The sequence below is a fragment of the Sphingomonas sp. LH128 genome (assembly GCF_000293195.2).
In the GTDB taxonomy this organism is placed as follows: Bacteria; Pseudomonadota; Alphaproteobacteria; order Sphingomonadales; family Sphingomonadaceae; genus Novosphingobium; species Novosphingobium resinovorum_A.
The window spans coordinates 1-18,835 of sequence record NZ_ALVC01000146.1; the positions used below are offsets into that span (position 1 = coordinate 1).

An 18,835-nucleotide genomic window follows, 5' to 3' on the forward strand; every position below is an offset into this window, starting at 1 on the left:
CGATCCCCTGCAAGTCGCCGCGCCTCATAAGGCCTGAGCACATACCCACCGCCTTCTACTGCGCACTTTTGACCACAACCCTGTGATATGGGTCGAGCCGCATGGCCCCCCACCTCAGCAGCCAGAAGAGAGCCGCAGCGGGGGCCTGTTTCACCGACTCCCGGGCACGCGGTGGATATAGTTGCCTTACCAATCAAGTAACGGATAGGTCTGGGAACACGGATATGGCAGTTATGCTCCAACATGGAATGAACGCCCATGTAAAAATCTCTTAAGATCGACTATACCGCTAATTTCCTTGGCAACCATTTCCGAAGTAATCCCGAGGCGCGGGCGAGTGATATGCTGTAGGCGCGGGAATACTATCGCGATCGGCACGTCCGCTTCTATGCCATGCACTGCGCAAGATCTCCGCAAGCGGAATAGAAGGTTTCAGAGTACTATCCAGAAATAGCTGCCGCTGTGCCCCTGATGTAACCAGCGGATCGCCAGCCTCAGTGATTTGATCGAACGACAGGGCAAATTGCAAGTCGCCGTCGGATGCTATGCCGAAAATTCGGTCAATCTGATATAATAGATCGAATCTGAGATTAATTACTTTTCAATGCAGTAGCATCGTATTGATATGGCGCTCATATTTCGAGATTACAGCTGCGACCGTCTGTCAAGGCGTGCAGATCTCTCCCGTAATACCGGAGGAAAACATGGTAGCACTGACGAAATGGGCTCCGACACACCTTACGGATGAACGACGATTCTTCGCTACGATGGCGTGCGTCATCGCGATAGCCACGTTTGTTGGCTTCGCGCCAAGCTATTACCTGGCGCCCATGTTCGGCGCCAAGCCGATGTCCACGTTGCTGCACCTCCACGGTTTGGCCTTCACGGGCTGGATCTTGCTCTATTTAACGCAAACCGGACTGATAGCCGCCGGGCGCGCCGACATTCACAGAATCGTCGGGGTTGTAGCATCGGCGCTGGGCCTGGAGATGGTGCCGCTGGGCGTCGCGACAGCGATCATCACCAAGCAAGTTGCCGCAGCCAATCATCTTCCGCCTCAAGGCCCACCCCTGATTTTCCCGCTCGGCGCGATCTTCACCTTTGCGGTACTCGTTGGTACGGCCCTGATGCTGCGCAAGCGTGCTGCCTGGCACAAGAGATTGATGCTGCTCGGGACAGCGGCGATATTAACGACGCCACTCGCACGGATCACGCGCTTTACCCATATCGGCCTCGCTCCCGCGATCGGTGGCATCGTCTTGACCGATGTCCTTCTTACCGCCCTGGTGATCTACGACATTCGATCGCGCGGCAAGCTGCATCCCGCGACGCTATGGGGCGGTGGGTTCTTTGTCGCGACGCAAGCGCTGCGGATTCTGCTTAATGCCACGCCTGCCTGGCAGGCATTTGCCAAGAGCCTGACGGGCTAGTTTCCATTTATCGTCGATTGTAAGAATCTACTGGCCTTTGCAATTACGGATGCCAGGAGAGAAGTCATCTGACAGCCGTAATGAAAGCGCGTTTTACAGTCTCGACCCATGCCAGTCTATCGTCGGCGTTGTGTCTGCCCCTGAAAGCCGACATTCCAAGATAGTGGTGATTTCATGATCTGGGCGCACCGGCTCGAGATTTCTCGGAGGATATCGTGGAACTAACCCGTCGATCCCTGCTGGCACTGGCCGGAGCGTCACTCGTCCCTGTAGCGCCTCTCCGTGCGAGCAATCGGATTTCGGTCCCGTTGGTTGAGCGGCTCGAGCTGACGGTGTTGATCGATAGCACAACCGGCGTATTCGGTTTGCCAATCAGTCGGCCCGACCTCCATGTCATGCCTCCGCCGCTTACCACCGACTATCGCACGGCTTTCGCCGGCCAATGGGGCTATTCCATGCTTGCGGCCGCATTCGCAGGTGGAAAGTCGCACAATATCCTGATCGATTTCGGGTACACGCCGGCGGCGCTGCTGAACAATATGCTGCTGCTGGGGATCGCGCCCGAGACGATCGACGCGATGGTCCTCAGCCATGGCCATTATGATCATTTCGGTGGACTGGATGGCTTCTTGACCGGTGGGAAGGTCCGGCATGGTACGCCGCTATTCATCGGCGGCGAGGAAGCGTTCTGCGAGCGCATCCGGGGCACGGCCCCGGATGGTCCCTCGTTCGGGGCTATAGATCGTCCGTCTATTCGAAAAGCCGGACTGGATCTTGTCGTTTCGGGAGATCCAAAGCTCGTTGCGGGATCCGGCTTCACCACGGGCAAGATCCCGTTTGTGTCTGCCGAGCATCCGCGTGTGCCCACTGCCATGTTGCCGGGGCAGAATTGCGATCGCGCGCTGGTCGATCCGGCCAAGCGCGGCAAAACCTTCGTGGTTGATGACGCCGAGCATGAGCTTGGTACTGCCTTCAATGTAGCGGGACGCGGACTGGTGGTGATCGGTTCGTGCAGCCATCGCGGTATCATCAACACGGTTCGGCGTGCGCAGGCGGTGTCGGGTATCGACAAGGTCCACGCGATCGTCGGCGGTTTCCATCTTATTCCTCCGCAAACCCGCGATCAGGCGCTGGCAACGCTCACCATGATGCAAGCCTTGGCTCCGGACTACGTCATTCCCGGCCATTGCAGCGGAGAGGTGTTCATCTCTGCCGCTATGGCGGCAATGCCGGAAAGGGTAATTCGCTCGGTAGTTGGAACGCGCTACATTTTTGGTATCGCCTGACCTTTTCCGCCAGCAGCAGGCAGGTCAGCACGCGACCCATGCCGGTCGTTCAATCGCCGAGTTCCTCTCTAGGAGCGGACCAGCAGCTTGCCATGGTCCTACCGGGTAATGATCCAATCGGACTCAGTGCGCAGCCACCCACTCCTTGAGGGCCGCATCGATCCGCGACTGCCAACCGGGGCCGCCGGATTTGAAATGTTCGATTATCTCGGGCGAAAGGCGCAGTGTGGTGCTGACCTTCTTCGGCGCCCTCTGCGGACCGCGTACGCGAATCGTCTTTGCGAGGTCCGGGAAGGCCTCAGCGAAAGGCTCCGCCCTCGCGAAGTCCTCGGCTGTCCATTCGGGGTTATCGCCGAGCGCATCCATATCGGCCTTGGTGTATCCAGGAGCGGCATTTTTCGGGTCGGTCATGGCAGGAGGCTCGGTTTCGTAATGCTAGCCGGGCGGGCAAAGATGAGCGAGACGCCTTCGGTGCCCACCACAGCGAAAATCACCGTGATCGTGCCGTGCATCTCGCCGATAGCGGCAAAGCGTCCGTCCATCGCAGGGATAACCAGAACGGAGAGGAAGAACTCTGCGCCCATATCAGCAATGTCGATCCCGTGCTCGACGAGGTTCGCTTGCCGTTTCGGCTCGCCCCTTACGATGATCATGGTTTTTTGTAGTTACGATCTGATTGATGGTCAATCGCTTTTCGTAACTACAATTTGCCCTTGGCATCGGATAAATCTTCCTGTCCATAGCGCTAAAGGCCCTTGAACATCTCGCCGGCGTGGCGGCGGTGGGGCGGATCGAGCCCATGTAGGATGCATTCTTCTTCGCCGTTGGCGAACGTGGCGGGCAAGGCAAACAGGGCCGTAGGCTCCCTTTCGCTTCGGATCAGGCACGGAACGGCGGACTTGGGGGCGTAGCGGCCATCTCGGCTGTCGACCCTTCCAGATCGTTCAACACCCAATTTTAATCTCCCAAGTCCAGAGCGACTGCTTCCTCATTCTTGATGCCTTGGACTGGGACATTCGTGACGGTCCGCTTACCGGCCGCCGCCTGAAGAAAACAGCCGTTCGCTCAGTGGCGGCACGATCCCGGGTCAACGGGCTGCGCCCTTTTCATTCCAGCAGGGCAAGCTCGATTGCACGGCCAACCCCGGTGGGCATCGGCCTCAATGATACGCTAGGTACGTGACCTACCGAAAGAGCCCTACCGTGGAAAGGGGAAGGGAATCACTTCCCCGGTGTCGAATGGATCGCGCGATGAGCTGTCGGCACGTCTCTTGAGGGAAACTACCTCCGCAGCCTCCCGGTCGAACCAACCGGCCGGAAGGCCACAAAGTGGCTCCAGATCAAGCGCGGAAATTGTGAACTCGGTCGCTAGAAGATCGGCCTTACTCCTCACGCCACTGTCGACGATGAGGTTGAGGCTATCGCGTAAGGCCCTGGGCGGCGTTACCGGCCAATGCTGATCGAGTGGCTCGCCTTTTGACCAGCCTTTCGCCGAATAGAGCTTGTATAGTTGCCGCGCATACTCCTCAGGCAAGATCTCCAGATCGGCCAGACGCTTGATCTGAGCCTTGATCGAGACCCGCCAGCGCTCTTTCAATGTGGTGAACATCGAAAGTGAGGGGTGCCGGACTTCAAGTGGGAAAGTTGTAGACGGCATCAGGAGCGCGCTTCCCAGGCGGAAAGCCTGCTTCTCAATCATACGCAGGTTCGCTTCGAACTCCTCTTGAGGAACGTGCTGGTGCAGTACCGCATGTGCCAGTTCGTGAGCGGCATCCATCTGACGACGAGGGAAAGACATCTTGTCGGTGGCAAGCAGAACATGCGGACGGCCATCGACCGGCGACCAACTACAAAGACCGTCGAGCTTGGTTGTCCCCATTGGGATTGTTGCGACAACGATGCCGATACGCTCCATCAGCGCAACCACATCGCCGCAGGGCCCTTCTCCCATGTTCCAATGTCGGCGCAGGCGCAGGGCAATGGCCTCGATGTCTTCATCGCGCAGATCGGTATAGCTGGACCCTTCCAGCACATCGGGAATGTCAACGTCTGGAAGGTCTATGTAATGCCCAAGCACGAAAGAAATTTCCTGCAGCCAGTGCATCTGCGCTCTTTGGAATGCCAGATCGCGTACGAGTGTGCTGGCGAGTGAGCGCAGGAAGGTGGGGCGTTCGCTATGATACTCGGGGCGCAGAAAGAATTCGGGCCTGACGGACAATTCGCCGGCAAGACGCACTAGGGTGGCATGATCAGGGCTTTGATCGGCAGTTTCATCCTCCCAACGAGAGACTGAAGTAGGGCTCACGCCGAGTCTTCTCGCGAGCGCAGACTTGCTCGCGATCCGGCGTGCCTCGCGTGCCTCCGTCAGTCGTGCGGGTATGAACCCTGGTGTGCCAATTCTCATTGTCCGGAATCCCATCGGCTCCGCACCTTTTCAGATGCGGAGCAACCGTATGTCGTTATGAATTCGGTGCCGGCTAGCCGGCTGCGCCCTCTTCTGCATCGTCAGGTCGCTGCTCTGGAGGCAGGAACGGCTTGCGGGTTTGACGAAGCTTAACCACCTGACCACCACCATCGGGCCCATGGGGACCGTCAGGACTATCGGGAGCGAGCGGATCGGAGGCATAACCGCTGAGGAACGTCTCCAGCGACTGATAGAAGATGAAGTCTTTGTAGTCGGAGCCGATCACACCGATGGCGATCTCCTCGATCATCCCGGCGCGCTCGCGGTCTCTTGCCGTGAGGAAAAGAACAAAGATGTCGCTCGGTTGTGGACTGTCTGGAGCATCGAAGATGCTGGGTTGCAGAGAGACGTTCAACGTCACACCAGCGGCGCGAGACATATTCTTGGGGGGAATCTTGCGTGGTTCCGGCATCGCGGCAAAACCCAGGATCACACCTGCCTGGGGTCCCGCGAAGCGAGCGAAGGGCTGGAACACCTTCAAATTGGTCCCGAGCATGACGCCATCGCTGAGCAAATGCCCGCCGTGAAGCGTCACCACTTCTTCGTACCCCTGCTCCTGCAGGCGGAAGCGGATCTGACCTTCGGCTTCGCGGCTGCGTTTCGGGTTGAGCGCAAGCTCGCGGCGCACCACATCGTGCGCCCGCAACGCTTCTGCGCGCAGACGGTCCTCTAAGTCGAGGATGAGGTCTTTGGGCAAAGCATCTAGAATCGCGCGACGCATATCAATCACCGTTCAACCTTTCGTGATAAGGGATTTAGACACGATAATTTTGCGTTTTGCAAGCCTAGGTTCTAATTTCTGGCGAAAACCGTCTGCGCCAGTGTCAATCGACGTGCTAATCGAGAAGTGCGCGAGGGTTGGCTGCAAATGCGTCAATCCGAAAGGACGCAAACCATCCCACAATGTGAGCGAAGACCGGAAAAGGCCGGCATTGGGACTCAGCCGTCATTCGCGAGCACGGCTGTGGAAGTCGGGTGTCGGCTGAACCTGACGTTGGCGACCGGGAGAAAATTGATCGTGGACGACCGAGGCTGGGTCGGTCGACGCCAGGTAGCTTCCGGACGGCAGATCGCGCGAAGCGGACATTAGAGCGGTTTTTGACCGTTCTGAATCGGCGTGGGATTCCCTTCGGGCGAGATTTCTGATTCAGAATCCGTGCTGGTAAAGGAGGCTGGCATGGATGGCTCTTTCGATGGATTTGCGCACTCGGCTTTTGGCGGCGGTAGATAGTGGATCGAGTTGCCGTGCTGCGGCGGACCGGTTCGGTGTAGCACCATCAACGGCAGTCCGCTGGCGAGCCCAGCAGCGCGAGACGGGTGACATAGCCCCAAAAGCCGCGCGGCGGGGATATGCGCTCGCGGCGGATGGAAGAACGGGCAGCGGACATTCCGGCCATTTGGGAGGAGCGCAAGGACATCACCCTCGGAGAACTGCGTTTGGCGCTTGCGGACAAGGGCATGGACGTTTCCGTTGCCGGGCTACATCGTTTTTTTGTTCGCCACGGACGTTGCCCGAAAGGCGAGCGGTTGCGGATGGGCTACCCGCACGGCCGACCGTAAAACGGTCGGCCTTGGCCGACAATTTCATGTCCTCGATGCGTAAAACCGCGCTCTCGATGGCAGCCTGAATGCGTGCCGGCTGTGGGGCATCGACTACGAAGGCATGCGGCAGCTTGCCATCCAGCGGGCTCAGGTGCCGGAGGGGTGCGCTGTCGGCGCAATCGGCAAGTAACGCTGGCTTGGCAGTTCCCTTCCATTAGGGAGAAAAATGCAAAGAGGATGAGTGCATTACAGACCAATGCTTGGCTATGATCTGCTCATGCAATGGAAACCGCGAAACCTTCGTGAACTGGGCCGCATGGTGGTGGGCGATGCTGACCATTTTCAGTATCGATCCAGCAAATATATCACTGAATTTTTCGAGGACTGCGATCTGGAATTTGTCCATCGCGGCGAGACTCGCCCGGTATGGGCAGCGGAGAAGATCGAGGAAATCCTGGCCATGCCCAGTGCATCGGCCACAACGATGCCGAACGCTTTTGTGCGTTTGATCCAACGACTACTCGATCGCGGTGAGAGCCAAGATGATGATGGGGAACGTAGCCTTGCGCTTGCAGCCCTCAACTTGGTTCTTGCGCGCGAAGGATGGGCAGCGTTCTATGATGAGCAGGGCATTGGCCAGATCAAGCACATCGCGACCAACGCTGTTGCCCAGGTAGCGAACCCGCATCGCCCCTTCACACCCTCCGAACTGGAGCGTCGCGAGCAACTGGTTGCCTATCTCGATGGCTGTTCGGAAGACGAGCTAATCGAAGACGTCCTCCTCCCGTTATTCCGCCAGCTTGGCTTTCACCGGATCACCGCCGCGGGCCATAAGGATAAGGCGCTTGAATACGGCAAGGACATGTGGATGAAATTCACCCTTCCCACGCTCCATGTCCTCTATTTCGGAATTCAGGCGAAGAAAGGGAAGCTTGATGCCTCCGGTGTCAGCACTCGCAACGTCGCAGAAATCCACAACCAAGTAACAATGATGCTGGGGCATGAGATATTCGATCCGGAGACCAACCGGCGGGTGCTGGTGGATCATGCGTTTATTGTTGCGGGCGGTGAGATTACCAAGCAGGCGCGCAACTGGATCGGCAATAAGCTCGATGCCAGCAAACGTTCCCAGGTAATGTTCATGGACCGGGATGACATCCTGAACTTGTTTGTCGTAACCAACCTCCCGCTGCCAAAGGGGGCGCTGCCGACGGCACCATCTGCCTGGGATCAGGACGAAGTACCGTTTTAGCGGCGCAATGGCGCTGGTGCCAGCGAGGATAAATCAGCGAATTATCTTCGCGTCTTGGCCAGTCTATGCAGTTTCCACGCCGAATTTTCCTCGCTTTTATAAGCGATTTCTTATCGCTTGAACTTGCCGTTTTCCAGGTCATCTTGTGCGCAGCAAGTGAAAGGAACGACCATGAATAGCAACGAGCGCGGGCGCGGCCGACCGATTGGGACTGGCTATAACGATGCGCCCATTCTCGAGAAGATGGCGGACCTTATGGTGGCACAGCCCACGCTCAAGGCGACCACTGCGATGCGCCGGATTCTGGGGCAGCCCGGGCCGTCGCAGATCCGCCGCCTTCAGGTGAAATGGAAGGAAGGGGCGGCTGAATTTCTAGCTGCGGCGCAGGCACGCCGTGCTGTCACCCCCACGCCCGCGCGGCGGATCAGCGCTTCCCATTCCCCGCGCACGGTGCGCCAGATCATGGAAGCCAGTCGCCGAGTGCAGGAGATGATGCATTCCATTCGGGCCGCGCAGGAGCTGATGAACACGCCGGGCATGCTTGCAGCTCAGGAGGCTGCACGCCTTTTCTATGATAGCCCTGCGGCGCAAGCGATGGGTGCGTTCCATGACAGCCCCGCGGCGCGCGCCATGCGGGAGTTTCAGGATAGCCCCACGGCGCGGGCCATGCGCGAAATGCAGGACAGCCCGACCATGCGGGCCGCCCGCGAAGGTGCGCAGACTGTCGCATCGTTGCAGCATCTCATCAGCGGCGGCGGGTTCTAAACCCACGTTGGCGGCCCTTGGGAGCCGCCGGCCTTTACCCGAACAGTTCGCTGTGCGAACCGATGCGGGCGAGCACCAGCGCCTCTTCAGTCTTGAGGTAAATGAGCACTAGGTCAGGCTTGATGTGGCAATCACGATATCCCTTCCAGTCACCGGATAGCGGGTGGTCTGAAAGGTTGGGCGGCAGCACCTCGTCATTGACCAGCATTTCGATGACCGGTTGGAACACGGCGTCCAGATCGGCGTCGGATCGCTTCTCACGCTTGTAATCGCGTTTGAAGCGTCCCGTAATCTCCAGCGGCCTCATTTCGCCTCTCCCGTCGCCGGCGCCTCTGGGGCAGCTGGGGCTGCGGGCGGTGGCGGTGGTGGCGCAGGAACTATCGGTGCTACTGCATCCGGGGGCTTCGGCGTCCACGGGTCCAGCATGTCCTTTGCGCCGATTTCCAACGCCATTTCCACCAGCGCTGCATAGCTTGTCGTCGTCAGGCCCGGTGTCTTGATCGACTGGTGCCACCGCAGCACGAGATGCGGATTCCAAATGATCGCATTGCCCATCGCTCCGGACTTGCCTGCCTTGATGTCGATGAACTTCAGCTCCTGAAGCTTCTTCATCCGGTTAGCCCAAGTGTGTTCCCCGCGCTGACCGCCGAAGCCAGACGCGGTAGCCATGTCGCCATGCTTGTTGAGCACCACGAACGAGTTGTCCCACGTGTGGCACCACAGGGTCAGATAGGTGGAGGACACCGGCGCGCCCTTGGTCATGTCGTCCATGATCTTAAGGATCATGGGCATCGTTTTGGGGATCGTAGCGAACCCCTTGTTGGCGAGGCGATGCCACAGCATGTCCTCCTTGCCCGGCCAATGCAGTTCGCGCAAAGCGAGCTGCTTTTTCGTGATCGCGCTCGCCTCCCTTGTCGTAGTCATCTATTCAACTCCTCATGTCGCTGCCCCATTGAGGCGACAGATAGGTTTTGCGCGATTTATCTTCATTTTTCAATTACTTAGGTATTTACTCGCGCAACATCGGATGTGCGGTCGTTGCACTTTGACCATGCGAAAATACCCAATATGCTGCAACTGAAACCTGGTGCTGCACCATATGTTTTTTACGGCAGTCGTTTTCCAGTGGGTTTTCAAAGCGTTATGGACCGGTGCTACTGTGCTCATGGGTGCTTATGGTACTCCCACGTGCTGCATGTGCTCCACGTGCTGCCGGGAGAGTGCAGAGAGGGGTGGTGCTATTGACTCCCCGGCGTTAGGAGACCATTTAGGATTTGTAGCTACATTGTGGCTCAGATGATTTTTGACGGGGTGAGTAAAGTGGCAGCGGCAGACGTAGTACGTGCTCGGATTGATTCCGACCTGAAGAGGGAAGCGAGTGCAATTCTCGCGGGGATGGGTCTGTCTGTCTCCGACGCCATTCGCCTGATGCTGGTGCGCGTGGCCTCCGACAAGAACTTGCCCTTCGACATCCGGACTCCTAATGCCGCCACCCAGGCTGCGATGCGCGATGCATCCGAAGGCCGGGTAGAGCGGTTCGCCGCCGTGACCGACCTGATGGGTGCGCTCAATGAGGACGATGACGAGGACTGATGTGCGTTGCCGTGAACCTGTGCCGCTTGCGGTGGCGGGTTCCGATCGGTAAATGCGAAAACAACATGGCCGTCCCCGCTGTTGCTACTGGCACCAAGGGGCGGCCTTCTTGTTTTGGGGTGCACGGCACCTTCTTTTCTCCCACGAGGATCACTTCGAGCGTAAGAGCAAAGCGCAAGGCGCGACCCTGACGGACACGGCTCTATCGCCCCTACGGCGCCGACCGAGCCGCCTGCGGCGTCTCGTCCCATTCGGGTCACGATCCTCGCGCGAAGGGTGCGTCACGTGGCACACCCTGGCAGGCGCTATGCGCGGCCCCATCGGTAGCGCGCTCGCCCTCCCCCGGAGGCCGCTGCGCGCGGGGGAACACCAAGGGCTACTGCCCTTTCGTCCCCGAACGACAATCATGCTCCCCGTGTAATCCGCCAAGCGCAGCAACCGACGGCCTTGTTGGGCGTCGGCCGCGCTAGGCTTAGGACCCATTGATTGGCAGGCGGCGATGTAACTCAGGGCTCCGCGAGGACACCTGCCGGGATACCGGACCTTCCGCACCTAGGAATCAAAAATTGGATGCTGAGCGTCCGACAAGGGTCGCGTGATGCCGGCAACCGAATGCCGCGTCGTGGGACAAACCCGCCTTTCGCGAGGATGAACACGAACGGCCGGTTTCACGAAAACAGGTCGTTTCCGCTAGTATGGGTGTCAGGCCCGCGTTGATGATGTTGTCGACGCTCCAGCCTTTAGTGAGTGAACAGGAAGAAATCTGGCACACAGCAGGCAGCCGGTCCCAGATAGGGCGACTACCAAGGCCATAGGCAATGGCGTCCCGTCAGCGAACGCCCCCACCAGCGCGGACCCGAAGATGCCGGCGCCGTACTGGATCGCCCCAACGAGAGCCGAGGCGGCGCCAGCGTGCTCGGGATGGTCTGCCATTGCCCCGGCAACCGAATTGGCGACGATCCATCCCGTTACCGCGACGAAGGCAAACAGTGGAGCAGCCAACCCCAGGACGCCGCCCCAATCGTTCCAGGCGTCGATCGAGGCGACGACGCCTGCAAGTGCGGCGACCCATGCGCCGGCGATGAGCATGCGCTCTATCCCGAAACGCAGCACAAGCCTGGCGTTCGCGAAGTTGAGAGCCATGATGCCGATGATGCCCGCTCCGAAGATCAATCCGTAGAACTGTGCGGGGACGTGGTGGTAGCCGATGTAGGCGAACGGCGAGCCGGCGACATAGGCGAATGTGCCGGCGTAAAAAAAGCCCCCGGAGCCCGCGAACGCCATTAGCCGGCGCTGGCGCAGCAGAAAGCCGTACCGTGACAGCGCCCGCGTGAGCGCCTGCTCGTTGCGACGTGCCATGGGCAGCGTCTCTGGAAGCGAGAGCACCGCGCCGAACGTCACCACGCCGATGCCGACCAGTATCCAGAAGATCGCGCGCCATCCAGCCAGCCCGAGGATCTGGCCGCCCAGGATGGGACCCAGCAGCGGCGCGATGGCCATGACGATCATCAAGGTGGACAGCATCTGCGCGGCGCGGCTCCCGGCGTAGAGGTCGCGGACCATGGCGCGGGCGAGCACGACGCCGGCACAGGCACCCGCCGCCTGCACGAAGCGGCTGACGATCAGCGCCGAGGCGCTGCCGGCCATGGCGCAACCGGCCGAGCCGATGACGAACAGCACGATTCCGATCGCCACGGGAATGCGGCGGCCGAACCGGTCTCCGATCGGCCCCCAGAACAACTGTCCCAGGCTGAAGCCGATCAGGTAGCCGGTGATCGTGAACTCCATCGACCCCGGGCTGGAATGCAGCGCGGTGGCCATGGTGGGCAATGCCGGCAGGTAGAGGTCGGTGGAGATCGAGGCGAAGCCCAGCAGCAAGGCCAGGATGCCCAATACGCACACGGGACTGCGCGAGGCCTCTTCGCCCGCAGTCGATCCCCCGGTCCTGCCCGCCCTGTCGGCATTGCCCTCGATCATGCTTCGGCCGCAGGACCAGCGAGATATTCCTCGTCGGTGACCTTCTCCATCCAGATGACGTTCTTGCCGTCGAGCGCTTCCTGGATGGCGATGTGGGTCATGGCGGTGGTCGGCGTGGCGCCGTGCCAGTGCTTGTGGCCGGGCGGGCACCAGATCACGTCGCCGGCGCGGATTTCGACGATCGCCTCGCCTTCGCACTGGGTCCAGCCGCAGCCCGCGGTCACCAACAAGGTCTGGCCCAGCGGATGGGTATGCCAGGCCGAGCGGGCACCCGGCTCGAACGTGACGGCAGCGCACGACACGCGCGAAGGCTCCGGCGCCACGTTCAGGGGGTCGATACGGACGGTGCCGGTGAAGAATTCCTCGGGGCCCTTCTGCGAGGGCTGCGATCCGGCGCGCTTGAGTTGCATGGGTGTTGTCCTTGATGGGGGTGGTGAGAGTTGGCTTAGTTCAGAAGCATGAGCCAGCAGAGCTGTCGGCTGATTTGCCGCACAGGATGACGGGCTCGGTTTCCACGAGGCGCAGCGAGCGGATCATGTCGGCGGTTCCGGTCTTGTACTTCAGAAAGTGGGGCGATCGGAGATGCGCTTCGTAGGCCGCCTGGTCGGCGTAGATTTCCAGGATGCGGATTTGCGTGAGGCTGCCTTTGACGGCGACCGCGTTCAGCGAAAGCACCCCGGCTTCGAGACGGACGGATGCCTCGATCTCTTCCGCCAGCAATGCCCTGTAGGCATCGAGCCGGGCCGGATCGATATCCAGTTCCGCGATGCGAACAAAAGGCTACGGGCGGGCTTCGACCATGACACTTGCTCCAAGGATCGAGAAAATGGCCGCGATGACGGCCATGCTCCTCGACAGGCTGGCGAACCGTTGCGCCGTCAGACGCCCGCTTCCTCGAAGACCTTCTTGACGATCGGCAGCGCCGTCATGGCGGGCGGCCAACCGGCGTAGAAGGCAAGCTGGGTGATGGTCTCGACGATCTCGTCCCGGGTCACGCCGTTCTCAATCGCCTTTTTGATATGGAACGGCATCTCGTTGACCCGGTACATGGCGATGAGGCTGGTGATCGTCACCAGGCTGCGGTCGCGCGGCGAGAGCACCGGGTTGGCCCAGACATCGCCGAACAGCACCTTGTCGGTGATCTCGGCGAGATGGGGCGCGATGTCCCCGAACGACTGGCGGGCGGCGGTAGGTTCGGCAGGCATGGTGAAGTCTCCAGCTAGGGCCGGCCAGGGAACGGCGGCGGCCAGTGTCGTCAAGAGGGCCGTTCGGCGCGAGATCTCGGGATCGAATGGCATGGTCTCGATGGGCTCAGTGCGCCGTGAAACCGCCATCTACCGGCAGCGCCACGCCCACCACGAAACTCGCACCTTCGCTGCACAGCCACAGGACCGAGGCGGCGATTTCGTCCGCACGCCCCAGGCGTCCGATCGGCTGGTCGCGCATGATCTCCTTCATCGCATCGGCCTGGCCTTCGAGCATGTCGGCGACCATCGGGGTGTAGATCGTGCCCGGGCAGATCGCGTTGATGCGCACGCCGCGCGGTGCATATTCCATCGCCGCGCTGCGGGTCATCCCGATCACGCCGTGCTTGGACGCATGATAAGCCGCGCGCTGCGGCAGACCGACCAGCCCGCCGAGCGACGAGCAGTTGACGATAGCGCCCGAGCCCTGCTCGCGCATCACTTTGAGTTCGTGCTTCATGCAAGTCCAGACACCGCGCATGTTGACGGCGTTGACGCGGTCGAAGTTCTCCGCGGTCTCGTCGGCGGCATCGCTGGGGTCGACTTGGATGCCGGCGTTGTTGAACGCCATGTCGAGCCGGCCGAAAGCGACGATGGTCTGCGCCAGCATGTCCTCGACCTGGACCTCATCGGCGACGTCGCACGTCACGCCGAGCACACGATGGCCAGTTGCGGCGAGCTTTTCGGTCTGGGCTGCGAGTGCGTCCGCGTTAACGTCGGCAAGCACGACAGCGGCTCCTGCCTGTGCGAAAGCTTGGGCCGTGGCCAGTCCCATGCCGGAACTGGCGCCAGTGACGAGGGCCACCTGTCCAGTGAAATCATAAACGGGATTCATCGTGCTGCTCCTTCGGCTCGCGCGGCAGACGATGTCTCTAAGCGCATTGAATGCGCCGGCATTCGCCGTGCTGCAGCGTGAAGATAGAGCTTCAGCGGCTTGGGGATTAGCCCATGCGCGGTCCATGCGTCATTGAGCTCACCTCATTGATCGCGGGGGGAACCGAGGGTGTCATAGCCCGAGCGGGCGCATCTCCCGGATCAGGTCGATCAGCAGGCGCAGCCCGGCAGGCACCTGTCGCCGGCTGGAGTAATACATGTGGAAACCGGGCCCCGGTGACGCCCACTCCTCCAGCACAAAGCGGACGCTCCCCGCCTCGACGAGCGGCGTCATCAACGGTTCAGGGCCGTACATCAGCCCGGCTCCGCCGGTCAGAAGCGAAAGAATGAGCGGGCTATCGTCCAGTGTCAGCGCGCCCGGCACCTCGACCTCGATTTCCTCGCCGTCGCGCTCGAACTCCCAGCGATAGACTCGGTCGTCCCCGAGACGGAACCGCAGGCAGCGATGCGCGGCAAGGTCGGTCGGGTGTTCGGGAATGCCGAAGCGTTCGAGGTAGCCCGGCGCGCCTGCCACTTTCCACGTTATGTCCTGCGACAGCCTCTGGGCGACCATGTCCTCGGGGACCGTCCCACCGTAGCGAATCCCTGCGTCGAAGCCGCCGTCGATCACGTCAATCAGCCGGTTGCTCACCGATACGTCTATATCAACGTCTGGGTAGCGTTCGATGAAGACCGGCAAAACCGGGCTGAGGAGAAGAAGCGCGGCGTCGGTCGGGACATTGAGCCGGATGCGCCCGGTCGGCGCGTCCCGGTAGCGGTTGAGGTCTTCGGCGGCCTGGCCGATCGCGTCGAAAGGCCCGGTGATCGCCGCCTGCAGTTCCGCGCCCGCCGCCGTCAGCGTGACGCTGCGATTGGTCCGGTTGAGCAGGCGTACGCCCAGGCGGGTTTCCAAGCCCTTGAGCGCATGACTGAGGGCCGATGCGCTCACGCCCATTTCCAGCCCCGCCAGCCGGAAATTGCGGTGCCGCGCGATGGCCAGGAAATAGGAAAAGTCCGCGAGATCCGAGCGCCCAATCAGCATGCCTGGATTTGTGCGCGGGCCGGCGTACGATTGCAATGCCTCCATGCGCAACTACGGAGCGTCCTTTCGTCCGGCGGCGTACTGCTGATTAGACACAGGTTCCATCCATTTCACGTTCTTCCCGCCTATCACTTCCGTCACGGCAAGATGCGTCATGCGGCTCGCGGCGGTAGCGCCGTGCCAGTGCTTCACACCGGCCGGCACGTAGGCGGTATCGCCCTTGCATATCTTGGTAATCGGGCCCCCTTCGCGCTGGGTCCAGCCACAGCCATCGAGGACATAGAGCGCCTGGCCGCCCGGGTGCGTGTGCCAGTTGCTGCGGGCACCAGGAGAAAACGTTACTTCCCCGAGAGATGTGCGGCCCAACCGCGTCGCATCGACGATCGGCCGGACGCGCACCTTGCCGGTGAAATTCGTGGCGGGTCCGGCCATGGCTGCACCCGAGCCGGCAGGTACGATCCCGGTGTCGGGAGATGGCGACTGCGCGACCGCATGGGGCGCGATGATGGAAGCTCCCAATGCCAGCGTGGCAATCAAGGTGCTCTTGGGCATAAACTTCTACTCCTCGTCGTCGTCGTTGGTATGGTCGCTCAGCGTGGCAGTGCGTACGCTACCAGCGACGTGCCCTGCTTTGTCTTCAGGCTTGGCTTTCCGCCCGCCGCGATAACGACCAACTGTCGCCCGCTGCGGGGGCCGCGATATGTCATCGGGGTTGCCTGTCCCCCTGCAGGCAGACGCGCCTTCCATAGCTCTTCACCGGTGCCAACGTCGTAAGCGCGGATCGCCTGCTCGACCGAGGCAGCAATGAACACCAGCCCGCCGCGCGTGGTAATGCCACCTCCCGAGAAGGGCACCCCCATGGTTGCCGGCAAGTGCCACGCGATGCCCAGCGGACCCGTATCGCGGGCGGTGCCGAATGGCTTGGTCCAGATCACGCGCCCGGTCGCCAAATCGATTGCCGTCATCGACGCATAGGCAGGCGAGGTGCAAGGTACGCCAAGCGGCGAGATGAACGGGCCGTTCGCAGCGCCATAAGGCGTATTGGCCATCGGATTTCCGGTATTGACCGGGCCCCGGATGGGTTGGACCTTGAGGCTGCGGTCGTGAGCTTGCGCGCGGGTCAGCAGTTGCGACTTGGTCGGCAAATTCATCCACGGCACGATCATGATGCCGCAATCGGTATCGACCGAGATACTGCCCCAATTGACGCCCCCGCCGTAACCGGGTTGCACGATCGTCGGTCGATCGAGGCCGATCGGCGTCAGCGTGCCTTCGTAGCGAGCGCGCTTGAACTGGATCCGGCAGAGCATCTGGTCGATGGGCGTGATCCCCCACATTGATGCTTCCCGCAGGTCGGGACCACGTAGCGACGGCATACCGACCGAGAACGGCTGGGTCGGCGACAGGCGGTCCCCCGGACCGTTGCCGCCCTGCGGGACCGGCAATTCGCGCACCGTCTTGATCGGCCGACCGGTGGCGCGATCGAGCACGAAAATCTCACCGCGCTTGGTAGGTGCGATCAGCGCGGCGCGAAGACCATTCGCCGTCGGCACATCGGCCAGGGTCGGCTGCGAGGGCATGTCGTAGTCCCAAAGGTCGTGGTGCGTCGCCTGGAAGCGCCAGCGTGGGCGTCCGGTCTCGACGTCCACGGCGATGATCGAACTACTATTGGAATCGTCGAACGGTCGCCGCTGCGCACCGTAGAGATCGGGGGTAGAGTTGCCCATCGGCAGGTAGACAATGCCCAGCCTCTCGTCCGCCGTCATCGGTGCCCAGCTATTCGGCGTCGAAGGGGTATAAACCTGCCCTTGGGGCGGTGCAGTAAGCCGGTCGGGATGGCCGACGTCGAAGGCCCACGATAGCTTTCCGGTGACGGCATCGAACGCGCGCACGACGCCCGAAGGCGCTCCCCAGAACTGGTTGTCCAAGACGCTGCCCCCGATGACCAGCTTGCCACGGATCAACTGCGGAGCCGAACTGACATAGTAGAGGCCAAAAGGCGCAGGCGAGACACCGGCGCGCAGCGATGCGCGCCCGTTGCGGCCAAATCCTGTGCAAGGACGACCCGTGCGCGCATCGAGCGCGACGAGATCGGGAACCTGGCTTGAGGCGTAGATGCGCTCGGCACATGCCCCCGTCGCGCCCGGAACCCGGTAGTACGTGACGCCCCGCCACGGCTTGCCCGATGCGGAATTGGACATGGCGAAGTGCCAGCGTCGTTTGCCGGTCTCCGCATCGTAGGCGATGACGGCATCATAGCCGTTGCAGATGTAAAGGCTGTCCCCGACCATGATCGGCGTGACTTCCAAACCTCCCGTCGATGCGCCCGCCGGGGCAGCGCCGGTGTCCGCCGTCCACGCGACCTTGAGAGCGCCCACGTTGCCGGCATTGATCTGATCGAGCGGACTGAAACGCGTGCCGCCTTGATCGTTGCCATAGGCCCGCCACTCGCTATTGGCACTATCGGTCGGACGATCGATCGCGGCGGTCGGCAACGCGATCTGCGCTCCGGTGTGCCACAACGGATCGACAGGGAGATCCGATCCGGCCGCATGCAGGATCGTGCCGACCACGAGGGCGGCGGTAGTGCCGGCTGCGATCGCCGGATATCCCCTGCGTGCCGGGACAGAGACCCAGCGCATCTTCAGCTTGCGGATCGGAGACGGCAACAGGCCAAAACCCAAGATAATCGGTGCCACCAGGCGCGGGACCAGGCCCCAGGTGTCGAAGCCGACTTCCCACAGCGACCAAGCAAGTGTTGCGCACAGCATCACACAATACATCGCGATCCCGGTCGCATCGCTTCGGAGGATGAATACGCCGCTGGCCAGAACCGCGAGGCCCGCAAGCAGGTAATAGGCCGAGCCTGCGTTCATAAGGAGCACGACGCCGCCGGCTACAAGGACCAATGCAATCACGATCAGCAAGCCCGCATAAAACTTGCGATACCATTGCCCCGCTTTGGACTTCAGTAATCCCGTCATTGCCGCTTGCCCGCCTGTTCAGTCCAAGGTTTGATGGATCTGATAACGGACGGGCGGAGGCATCAGGTCATGAGATGAGATCAATGCAATACCGAGCCCAGCTCATTGCATGACTGAAGCAAATCCTTTTGGCCCGGCGCCGGTGTAAGCACGGCGACGGTGGAAGACGCAGCACGTGGGAACCCTTATGGTGCCCGGAAGCGCATCCTCAAGGATGGACTTGCAGCATCGGCCTTGGCAGCCGACTTTGGCAGTACCGTCGGGCGTTATCGATACCCCAATGCTGGGACTCCTTAAACAAACGTCGCCGGAAGCGATGGGTAAGCGCGAAATTCGGCGCACCTGTACGGTTGAGTGACGGGGCATGAAGGATGTGTCCACCAA

At 61.1% G+C, this 18,835-nt stretch carries 19 protein-coding genes and 1 pseudogene; 6 read left to right on the forward strand and 14 right to left on the reverse strand.

Going from position 1 to position 18,835, the window contains the following annotated elements:
• The first annotated feature begins 704 nt into the window (after positions 1 to 704).
• Together LH128_RS12790 and LH128_RS12795 are read left to right on the forward strand one after the other, a co-directional pair.
• Positions 705 to 1,430: a hypothetical protein gene (locus LH128_RS12790; protein WP_172705035.1), complete on the forward strand. Its 726-nt coding sequence runs from the start codon at positions 705 to 707 to the stop codon at positions 1,428 to 1,430.
• Positions 1,431 to 1,645: 215 nt separating this feature from the next.
• On the forward strand, positions 1,646 to 2,716 hold the full coding sequence (locus tag LH128_RS12795) for an MBL fold metallo-hydrolase (RefSeq protein ID WP_037519281.1): 1,071 nt from the start codon (positions 1,646 to 1,648) through the stop codon (positions 2,714 to 2,716).
• 123 nt (positions 2,717 to 2,839) lie between these two features.
• Here the strand turns inward: LH128_RS12795 and LH128_RS12800 are convergent, their stop codons facing one another.
• The 4 genes from LH128_RS12800 to LH128_RS12815 form a co-directional block, all read right to left on the reverse strand.
• On the reverse strand, positions 2,840 to 3,127 hold the full coding sequence (locus LH128_RS12800) for a BrnA antitoxin family protein (RefSeq protein ID WP_008830060.1): 288 nt from the start codon (positions 3,125 to 3,127) through the stop codon (positions 2,840 to 2,842).
• Positions 3,124 to 3,369 carry a hypothetical protein gene (locus LH128_RS12805; RefSeq protein WP_008830061.1) on the reverse strand — a complete coding sequence of 82 codons (246 nt, stop codon included), beginning with the start codon at positions 3,367 to 3,369 and terminating at the stop codon, positions 3,124 to 3,126. Before LH128_RS12805 ends, LH128_RS12800 begins: the two co-directional genes overlap by 4 nt.
• 544 nt (positions 3,370 to 3,913) lie before the next feature.
• Entirely contained in the window at positions 3,914 to 5,020 is a 1,107-nt protein-coding gene (locus LH128_RS12810) for an ImmA/IrrE family metallo-endopeptidase (protein WP_442800359.1), read from the reverse strand.
• A gap of 172 nt (positions 5,021 to 5,192) precedes the next feature.
• A complete protein-coding gene (locus LH128_RS12815) occupies positions 5,193 to 5,909 on the reverse strand; it encodes a hypothetical protein (RefSeq protein ID WP_172705036.1) in 717 nt (238 codons plus the stop codon).
• A gap of 451 nt (positions 5,910 to 6,360) precedes the next feature.
• Between LH128_RS12815 and LH128_RS32165 the strand changes: the two are divergent.
• From LH128_RS32165 to LH128_RS12825, 3 genes and pseudogenes are all read left to right on the forward strand, one after another.
• Positions 6,361 to 6,730, forward strand: a pseudogene (locus tag LH128_RS32165) (helix-turn-helix domain-containing protein); the annotation flags it as partial.
• A 247-nt stretch (positions 6,731 to 6,977) separates the two neighbouring features.
• Positions 6,978 to 7,973 (forward strand): hypothetical protein, encoded by a 996-nt coding sequence (locus LH128_RS12820; RefSeq protein ID WP_008830065.1) that lies wholly within the window; start codon positions 6,978 to 6,980, stop codon positions 7,971 to 7,973.
• Between the two features lie 117 nt (positions 7,974 to 8,090).
• Complete coding sequence (locus LH128_RS12825) at positions 8,091 to 8,738, forward strand: hypothetical protein (RefSeq protein WP_327195152.1); 648 nt, start codon at positions 8,091 to 8,093, stop codon at positions 8,736 to 8,738.
• A gap of 34 nt (positions 8,739 to 8,772) precedes the next feature.
• Here the strand turns inward: LH128_RS12825 and LH128_RS12830 are convergent, their stop codons facing one another.
• Complete coding sequence (locus tag LH128_RS12830; RefSeq protein ID WP_008830067.1) at positions 8,773 to 9,045, reverse strand: type II toxin-antitoxin system RelE/ParE family toxin; 273 nt, start codon at positions 9,043 to 9,045, stop codon at positions 8,773 to 8,775.
• Entirely contained in the window at positions 9,042 to 9,662 is a 621-nt protein-coding gene (locus LH128_RS12835; protein WP_008830068.1) for a hypothetical protein, read from the reverse strand. Before LH128_RS12835 ends, LH128_RS12830 begins: the two co-directional genes overlap by 4 nt.
• 372 nt (positions 9,663 to 10,034) lie before the next feature.
• Here LH128_RS12835 and LH128_RS12840 point away from each other — a divergent pair, with 372 nt between their 5' ends.
• Positions 10,035 to 10,331 carry a type II toxin-antitoxin system RelB/DinJ family antitoxin gene (locus LH128_RS12840; protein ID WP_327195153.1) on the forward strand — a complete coding sequence of 99 codons (297 nt, stop codon included), beginning with the start codon at positions 10,035 to 10,037 and terminating at the stop codon, positions 10,329 to 10,331.
• Between the two features lie 702 nt (positions 10,332 to 11,033).
• On the opposite strand, the gene LH128_RS12845 is transcribed toward LH128_RS12840, so the two are convergent.
• The 8 genes from LH128_RS12845 to LH128_RS12880 form a co-directional block, all read right to left on the reverse strand.
• Positions 11,034 to 12,308 (reverse strand): multidrug effflux MFS transporter, encoded by a 1,275-nt coding sequence (locus tag LH128_RS12845; RefSeq protein WP_008830070.1) that lies wholly within the window; start codon positions 12,306 to 12,308, stop codon positions 11,034 to 11,036.
• Complete coding sequence (locus LH128_RS12850; RefSeq protein ID WP_008830071.1) at positions 12,305 to 12,718, reverse strand: (R)-mandelonitrile lyase; 414 nt, start codon at positions 12,716 to 12,718, stop codon at positions 12,305 to 12,307. The genes LH128_RS12845 and LH128_RS12850 overlap by 4 nt, the downstream gene beginning before the upstream one ends.
• A 40-nt stretch (positions 12,719 to 12,758) precedes the next feature.
• Positions 12,759 to 13,076: a putative quinol monooxygenase gene (locus LH128_RS12855; protein ID WP_037519286.1), complete on the reverse strand. Its 318-nt coding sequence runs from the start codon at positions 13,074 to 13,076 to the stop codon at positions 12,759 to 12,761.
• Between the two features lie 110 nt (positions 13,077 to 13,186).
• Entirely contained in the window at positions 13,187 to 13,513 is a 327-nt protein-coding gene (locus LH128_RS12860; protein WP_037519296.1) for a carboxymuconolactone decarboxylase family protein, read from the reverse strand.
• 106 nt (positions 13,514 to 13,619) lie between these two features.
• Positions 13,620 to 14,387, reverse strand: coding sequence for a glucose 1-dehydrogenase (locus tag LH128_RS12865; protein WP_008830074.1), 768 nt, complete (start codon positions 14,385 to 14,387; stop codon positions 13,620 to 13,622).
• Positions 14,388 to 14,558: 171 nt separating this feature from the next.
• Positions 14,559 to 15,467 (reverse strand): LysR family transcriptional regulator, encoded by a 909-nt coding sequence (locus tag LH128_RS12870; RefSeq protein WP_008830075.1) that lies wholly within the window; start codon positions 15,465 to 15,467, stop codon positions 14,559 to 14,561.
• 51 nt (positions 15,468 to 15,518) lie between these two features.
• Positions 15,519 to 16,019, reverse strand: coding sequence for a (R)-mandelonitrile lyase (locus tag LH128_RS12875; protein WP_008830076.1), 501 nt, complete (start codon positions 16,017 to 16,019; stop codon positions 15,519 to 15,521).
• 38 nt (positions 16,020 to 16,057) lie between these two features.
• On the reverse strand, positions 16,058 to 18,451 hold the full coding sequence (locus LH128_RS12880; protein ID WP_008830077.1) for a membrane-bound PQQ-dependent dehydrogenase, glucose/quinate/shikimate family: 2,394 nt from the start codon (positions 18,449 to 18,451) through the stop codon (positions 16,058 to 16,060).
• Positions 18,452 to 18,835: the final 384 nt, after the last annotated feature.

Coding starts and splice junctions, on each gene's coding strand:
- LH128_RS12850 (WP_008830071.1), bottom strand. CDS start 12,718: ATGCAACTCAAGCGCGCCGGATCGCAGCCCTCGCAGAAGGGCCCCGAG.
- LH128_RS12880 (WP_008830077.1), bottom strand. CDS start 18,451: ATGACGGGATTACTGAAGTCCAAAGCGGGGCAATGGTATCGCAAGTTT.
- LH128_RS12840 (WP_327195153.1), top strand. CDS start 10,035: ATGATTTTTGACGGGGTGAGTAAAGTGGCAGCGGCAGACGTAGTACGT.
- LH128_RS12800 (WP_008830060.1), bottom strand. CDS start 3,127: ATGACCGACCCGAAAAATGCCGCTCCTGGATACACCAAGGCCGATATG.
- LH128_RS12870 (WP_008830075.1), bottom strand. CDS start 15,467: ATGCTGATTGGGCGCTCGGATCTCGCGGACTTTTCCTATTTCCTGGCC.
- LH128_RS12865 (WP_008830074.1), bottom strand. CDS start 14,387: ATGAATCCCGTTTATGATTTCACTGGACAGGTGGCCCTCGTCACTGGC.
- LH128_RS12830 (WP_008830067.1), bottom strand. CDS start 9,045: ATGAGGCCGCTGGAGATTACGGGACGCTTCAAACGCGATTACAAGCGT.
- LH128_RS12835 (WP_008830068.1), bottom strand. CDS start 9,662: ATGACTACGACAAGGGAGGCGAGCGCGATCACGAAAAAGCAGCTCGCT.
- LH128_RS12790 (WP_172705035.1), top strand. CDS start 705: ATGGTAGCACTGACGAAATGGGCTCCGACACACCTTACGGATGAACGA.
- LH128_RS12820 (WP_008830065.1), top strand. CDS start 6,978: ATGCTTGGCTATGATCTGCTCATGCAATGGAAACCGCGAAACCTTCGT.
- LH128_RS12805 (WP_008830061.1), bottom strand. CDS start 3,369: ATGATCATCGTAAGGGGCGAGCCGAAACGGCAAGCGAACCTCGTCGAG.
- LH128_RS12845 (WP_008830070.1), bottom strand. CDS start 12,308: ATGATCGAGGGCAATGCCGACAGGGCGGGCAGGACCGGGGGATCGACT.
- LH128_RS12860 (WP_037519296.1), bottom strand. CDS start 13,513: ATGCCTGCCGAACCTACCGCCGCCCGCCAGTCGTTCGGGGACATCGCG.
- LH128_RS12875 (WP_008830076.1), bottom strand. CDS start 16,019: ATGCCCAAGAGCACCTTGATTGCCACGCTGGCATTGGGAGCTTCCATC.